This is a genomic window from Kitasatospora sp. NPDC059973 (assembly GCF_042737525.1).
GTDB lineage: Bacteria > Actinomycetota > Actinomycetes > Streptomycetales > Streptomycetaceae > Kitasatospora.
In genome coordinates this window covers 1-6,548 of record NZ_JBHWUI010000272.1, presented here as the reverse complement: position 1 = coordinate 6,548, position 6,548 = coordinate 1, and the positions used below count along the sequence as shown (strand labels likewise).

The window sequence follows — 6,548 nt, the reverse complement described above, 5'->3', positions numbered from 1 at the left end:
GCGCCGGCCGGCGCACCCGCCGCCACTCTCCCGGATCCGGACCACCGGCCCGACGGCCAATCGCCCCGGGGCGAAACGACCACCGGGCAAGGCGCCGCCCACAGCGCCGAAGACGTCGCCTCGACGGGCATTGTCCCCCGGGGCGAAACAGCGCCCTTCCCCGAACGGGACGAGACCGCGCCCGCTGCGCCCCGGGGAGAAACCCCGGCGCCCGCCCCGGTCCGCCCGGCCCCCGCTGCTGCCGCTGCCGTTCCGCACCCCGACGACACCGGCCTGCAGCCCGACCCGGTGCTGCGCGCCGCCTCCGATCCGGTACGCCGCTTCGGCCCGCCCGACAGCACCGACGACCTCTCGCTGACCTTCGGCCCGGGCTGGACCACCTCGGCCTGGTCGACGCTGGAGGCCACCGGCATTCACCAGCTCCACCACCACGGCGTCCGGGTCGGCTGGGCGGCGCTGCTCGGCGGCGGGCCGTGGGGCCCGGGCGGCTGGATCGCGGTGCTGCACCTCGCCGACGGCCGGACGGAGCCGCTGATCGGCGACCTCGGCCGGCCCCGCATCCACCACGACTGGAGCGAGGCCCTGGACGCGCTCCGCAGCGCCCGACAGGTGCCGCCGGCCACCGCCGCGCGGACCCCCGACGCCGACCGCCCGGCGCCCCGGACCGACGGGTGGATCGGCCCGCGCGTGGCCGAGCCCGCCGCCGGGACGGTGAGGGTGCCGCGCGATCCGCTGCAGCGCGGCCTGCCCCGCAGCATGGACGTCCACCTCCCCCCTCGACCCCGCGGTCTTCGGCTACGCCTGGGTGCTGTCAGGCTGGACGGTGCAGCCGAACGTCATGGTGGTGCTCGGCGAGGGCTACCCGGTCGGCTGGGTCGAGCGGGGCCTGGACGGCGGCGACGGCTGGGTCGCGGTCTACGAGGGCTACTTCCTCGGCGACCCGAAGACCCAGCAGGCCGCCCTGCACGACACCCCGGAGCTCGCCGCCCGGAGCATCCTCCAGGCCCACGTCCACGACCTCTGACCGGGCGCCGGGGCCGTGATCCCGGTCACGGACAAACCGGGAGGACAAGGCCCCTGACCGGGACGAATCGGGCGGGACAACGTGCTGGTCAAGGGGTGGGACAACCCGCGGGGCCAGACGGAGGACAAGGGGGCGGGGTGCAGGGTCGGCCGCGTCCGGGCGCCCGCCCGGGTGCCGGGGCCGGCCACCGCGCCCGCCCCGGCCGCGCTCCTCGCGGAAGGCCGACCCGATGTCCACCACCGCTCCCACCCAGCCCGGCCCCGACGGCGACGGTCAGGCCGACGGCCACCTCCCGGCCCGGCCGCCGCAGGCCCAGTCCGGGCGGGACAACCAGCAGCCCGGCACCTCCACCGGCACCCCCACGCACTCCTCCGCCCGCACCTCCACGCCCTCCACCCCCGGAACCGCCGAAACCGCAGGCCAGAGGCCGGGGATAAGGGGGTCGGGCGGTGGTGACAACTCCTCTCCCTCCCCTCTCCTTCGCCTCCGTGATGCTGCCGCTGTCGAAGACCGGAGCAGCACGGAGAAGAAGGAGGGGGAGTGGAAGCGCGGATCGACGGCCCCGGTGCGGGGCGGCGTGCTCGCGGCGCTCGGCCTGTTCCAGCGGGCCACCCCCAGGGAGCTGTGGTCACTGGTCCTGCCCCACCAGCGCTGCGACCGCTCCATCCGCGACGCCCTGGGCGACCTGCGTGATGCGGGGAAGGTCCGCGTGGAGCTGCGCCTGCCGGACGGGCGGAAGCTGTGGTGCCTGACCCCGGCCGGCCGCCGGGACGCCGCCACGCTCCTGCCGGCCGGGGCGAAGCTCGCCGCGGCCCGCCCCGTACGGGAGAAGCGCGCTGCCGCGTACTCCCAGCACGCCCTGGACGTGGTGGCCACTGCCGGACTGCTCGCCAAGGCGGGCATCGGCCACCTGGAGGCGTTCTCCACGGAGGTGGAGCACCGACTGCCCGGCCGCCGCGCCCTGTTCGCGGACCTGGTGCTGCGCGACCCCGGCGCGGACGTACCGGTCCTGCTGGTGGAAGTCGACCGGGAGAACGAGGGCAACGGGACGCTACTGGAGAAGCTGATCACCTACCGGGCATGGTGCGAGCTGCCCGCCCGGGGCGTCAATCGGAAGGACTTCGAGGCCTCCCTCGCCAAGCCCGGGCCTGCGGTGAACACCCTGCGCCTGTGGTCGGCCCTCTACCCGGCCACCGGCCGCGAGGGCCTGCCCCCGGTCGCCCTCGTCCTGGAGGCCGGCCGCAAGCGCCGCCGCCCCGGGGACAAGCCGCTCACCCCCGCGCAGAAGAAGGCCAAGCAGGAACGCGACGACAAGCGGCTGCTGCGCCGGATCGAGGCGGTGGAGGCGGCCTCTGAGAACATCTGGGCGCCCTTGGCCGTCCGGAAGGAGGGGGTCACCGCCCGCTACTACCACCAGGCGCTGCCCGTGGTGGCGACCACCCTGTCGCACCTGCGCCGCTTCGGCGCGGACGGTGAGGTGTGGATCCGCTTCGGCCGGCCGGGCTGGCACACCCTCGCCGACGCGCTGGACAACGAGGACGGCGACCAGCTGCTGGAGCGCCAGCTCGCGGCCCTGGCAGGGCAGCGCCGGCAGCGGGAGGAGGCCGAGCGGCTCGGGGCGGAGCGCGAGAGGCAGCAGGCGGAGCTGGAGCGCGCGGCGGCCGAGGTGCAGCGGCGGGAAGCCGATCGCGCTCGGCAGGAAGCCGAGGATGCGGCCGAGCGGGAGCGCCGTCGCCCGGCCTGCGGTCGCTGCTCGGCGAAGCTCTCCGACCAGCGGTGGGCGGACATGGTCCGGGCCGGGGTCTGGGGAGACGACGGACTGTGCGACGACTGCCGCCAGGCCGAAGCCGATCAGCGGGCACAGGCGGAAGCCGCGCGGGCGCGGGCCGCCGCCGAAGCCGCAGCCGTCGAGGAGAAGCGGACGGGCTCTTGGTGGCGCCGGAGCTGACCGGCCCGGGTCTGGGCCCGATTCCTTGATGGTCACCCCGTGCCCCGGCTGCACACCTTGATGCTCACCTTGGAAGGCCCCGCCGGGAACCTTGGAGAGCCTCCCGGAAACCTTGGAGACGTCCCTGCGGCCAGCTCTGAAAACCTTGGAAGGGGGCGACGCCCCAGGTCAAAGTATTGGTGACGGTCGACTGCCGGATACCTTGATGCCCCGCCCGGTCCTCCGGGCAGGGCATCAAAGGTGAGGGGGCGGGTCAGGCCTGCAGCTGGGTCCAGCCGACCGGCGCCCGCCGTTCGCCGTCGAGCGGGTGCCACACCGGGCGGCGGGCCCGTGCTGGAGGAGGTCCTCGAGGCGGGCGGCGCCGGCCCGGACGGCGGCGAGCAGCTCGGCGGTGGCGGGGTTCTCCTCGGCGGCGAGCAGCAGGTCCTCCACCGCCGTGGTGACCGAGGTGGCCGCCGTGCCGGTGAGGACGATCAGCAGGGTGGGGAAGGTCCGCCAGCGGCGCTCGTGCGCCCGGCCGGCGCCGCCGGGGCCGGGCTGGTGCCAGAGCCGGGCGCAGGCGGCCAGCTGCTCGGCGGCCTGCTCGATGCCCGCGCTCGGCCGGTGGAGCTCGACGAAGGCGCGCAGCCGCCGCCGGCCGCTGGCGGTGGTGGCGGTGTAGGCGAGCTCGGCGGCCGGCCGGTAGGCGAGCCCGGCCGGGTTCGCCGGGTCCAGATGGTGCTCGGGGGCGGGGACCAGGTCGGCCGGGCCGCAGCCCTCGCCGCGGGTGCGGGCGTCGGTGACGAACGCGCAGTGCACGCGGCCGAGCGCCAGGAGGTGGCCACGGCCGTACCGCAGGGCGGTCTGCTCGGGCGCGGCGACCAGGTCCCGGCGGCGGGCTGCGGGGAAGGTCGCGGTCACCGCTGCGCCCTGCTCGGTGAGGTGCCAGGCTTTCGTGCGTCCGGCCTGCGGCAGGGTGACGAATTCCGCCAGACCCGCGGTGTGGAGGCGGTCCATGCGTTTCTGGGTCTGCTTGATTCCGGCCTGCCCGCCGTGCAGTTGGTGGAGTTGTTCGGCGGTGGCCAGCGTAAAGCGGGCGAGCGTCACCAGGACGTCGTGGTCGGTCTCCAGTTCCCCGTTCACGGATGCACTCCTCGGATCTCCAGCACGGGCCGCTCCCGTGCTGGAGAGATGAAACCCCATGAAACTCACCGGATTTCTCACCATCAAGGGATCCAAGGTATAACGATTACATAACGACGCGTTCCAAGGTATCCCGGGTCCTAGCCGGTCCGAAAACCGGTCCGAAAACCCGTCCGCCATCCCGTCCCATCCAACCTTGGTGAGAACCTTGGATCGCACGTCTGTGACCTGCACTGATATGGCATCAAGGTGCCGGTGAGTTTCCTTGGACGGGCCATCAAGGAAACTCACCGGCACCTTGATGGCCTGGTTAGTTCGACGGTGCGCTACCGCCGCCCCTGCCGTCTCCCCTGCCACTGCCCCTACCGGCTTCCTCGCGCCCAGGTGAGGAAAACGGGCAGCTCAGCGCCCGGATCGGGCCCGGTCCCCGGTTCTGACAACCCTTCTTTCCCGTCTTTCTGCTTTGGCTGTTGTAGTTGCTGTTGTAGTTGTCGGTTGGTCAGTTGGGTTCGGCACCTGCGGGGGGCTTTCTATTTTCTGCGTCCGGCTGGAGCCGGCCGCGCGGAATGGGGAGAGCGGCGCGCGGCGCGGGCCCTTTCGGGCCGGGTGGTGGGATGGGGTGGAAAAGGGACTGGCGGCTGTCGGAGCGGCGGGATATCCCTCGGAGCAGAGCAGTTTCACCGCCGACCCCGGGAGAAGCCCGTGAGCACCCCGCAGCGCCCCGCGACGACCTACGACAGCGCGCACGACACCGACGGCCAGGAGCACGCCGCCGATCCGGCCGAGCCGGACAGGCTGGGCTGGCGGCACCGGCCGGGCCGCACCGCCTACCGGCGCGGCAGGCTCTGGCCGAACGGCTCGACCGCCCGGCTGCGCGAGGACGTCCTGGGCGCGCTCGGCGTCCTCAAGGTCGCCACCGCCGACCAGCTCCAGCGCCTGCTGCGCCCCGGTGCCGGGTCGAACACGGTGATCCGCCAAGGCCTGCGGGACCTGGCACTGCACAACCTGGTCGCCTCGGACGGCAACACGAAGACCGGGCACAAGACGTGGCGGCTGGAGGGCACGGCCGGGCTGGAGGCGGCCGGGCAGGTGCTGGGCCTGTTCCGCTCGGAGATGGGATCGACGGCCCGGGGCGCCGGGCGCACAGGTGCGCAGCACGCGATGGCGGTCAACGAGACGATCGCCGCGTTCGTCTTGGGCGGCACCGCCGAGGACGCTCCGGGCGGTGTCGGCAGGCTCGCGGACTGGGCCACCGAGGTCGAGTACGTGCTGCCGGGCGGCCGGCGCAAGGTGCGCCCGGACGCGGTGTGGCAGGCCCCCGAGATCGGGGTGCCGGTGCTGATGGTGGAGGTCGACCGCTCGACCCTGTCGACCGAGCGGCTGGCGGGGAAGTTCACCGCCTACCGCGAGCTGTTCCGTACCAAGGTGAAGAGCAACGACCCGGCCCTGGCCGACGAGGAGCCGGCGGACCGGATGGTGCACTGGTGGCTGCGGGACTGGCCCGGCCACACCCGGCCCGGCTACCCGCCCGTCGCCCTGGTCGTCACCGACGCCTCACCCCTCGCGCTGGCCAACCGTCAGGAGAAGGTGTCGGCGCTGGCGCGCGACGCCTGGGGCGGCGGCTGGTGGACCAGGCGCGACGACAACGCGGACGGCGACGGCTGGCGCGAGTACGACGACGCGGTACCGGTCATCGCGACCACGCTGGAGCTGCTGGCCGAGCACGGCCCGCTCGGCCCCGTCTGGTGGCGCTACGGCCGCAACGACGCCCGCTACTCCCTGCTGGACGCGCTGGAGAGCCCGGACACCCGCGAGGCGTACGACGAGCGCCAGGCCGCCCGTGAGGAGAAGCGCCGCCAGGACCACCGCGACCTGATGGAGACACTGGCCTGCGCCGACTGCGGGAACGTGCCACTGCAGGAGAGCACCTCGGAGTACGGACCGAAGGGGCGCCTACGGTGGACCCGCCGCCCCGGCGGGCGCTGCTGGGACTGCGAGGAGAAGGACCTCGAGCGCCGGGAGAAGGAGAAGAAGGCCAAGGCCAAGCAGCAGCTCGAGGCGGCCCGCGCGGCCAACGCGAAGCTGCGCCGGTGCTGGACGTGCCGGGGCTCGATCGGAGGGAAGGCGGGCTCGTTCCTGGAGCTGACCGAGGAGGCCGGCCCGAACCGGCTGGAGTGCCCGAGTTGCGTCAGCGACCGGGGAGACCAGGAACTCGGTCCGCTGGTGCTTCCGCTGCCCACCCTGCGGGAGACGCTGGCCGCCCGCGTCTCCACCCCGGCCGACCCGTGGTGGAACCTCCGAGTCCAGCACACCACCCTCTACCCTGCGAAGGACCGCCGCTGAGCGGCCCCGCCGGTCTCTGTCGCGGGGACTGTCGCGCCCCGTGACCTGTGCGAACACCCGCCCAGTTCCAGGCCCGGATGCGACAAGGCCCGGGGCGGCAGGCCATCGGCC

General features: G+C 73.9%; 4 protein-coding genes. 3 read left to right on the top strand and 1 reads right to left on the bottom strand.

Annotation, left to right across the window (positions count from 1 at the left end; genetic code table 11):
* Positions 1-823: 823 nt before the first annotated feature.
* On the top strand, positions 824-1,024 hold the full coding sequence (locus ACFWA9_RS37390) for a hypothetical protein (RefSeq protein ID WP_380393705.1): 201 nt from the start codon (positions 824-826) through the stop codon (positions 1,022-1,024).
* Between the two features lie 229 nt (positions 1,025-1,253).
* Positions 1,254-2,972: a hypothetical protein gene (locus tag ACFWA9_RS37385; RefSeq protein WP_380393702.1), complete on the top strand. Its 1,719-nt coding sequence runs from the start codon at positions 1,254-1,256 to the stop codon at positions 2,970-2,972.
* Between the two features lie 234 nt (positions 2,973-3,206).
* Here ACFWA9_RS37385 and ACFWA9_RS37380 read toward each other — a convergent pair whose 3' ends face one another.
* Positions 3,207-4,094 carry a replication-relaxation family protein gene (locus ACFWA9_RS37380; protein ID WP_380393700.1) on the bottom strand — a complete coding sequence of 296 codons (888 nt, stop codon included), beginning with the start codon at positions 4,092-4,094 and terminating at the stop codon, positions 3,207-3,209.
* A gap of 702 nt (positions 4,095-4,796) precedes the next feature.
* Between ACFWA9_RS37380 and ACFWA9_RS37375 the strand changes: the two genes are divergently transcribed.
* Positions 4,797-6,437: a replication-relaxation family protein gene (locus ACFWA9_RS37375; protein ID WP_380393698.1), complete on the top strand. Its 1,641-nt coding sequence runs from the start codon at positions 4,797-4,799 to the stop codon at positions 6,435-6,437.
* Positions 6,438-6,548: the final 111 nt, after the last annotated feature.

Bases quoted from the DNA above. Each gene is read 5' to 3' on its own strand.
- ACFWA9_RS37385 (WP_380393702.1), top strand. From the start codon at position 1,254: ATGTCCACCACCGCTCCCACCCAGCCCGGCCCCGACGGCGACGGTCAG.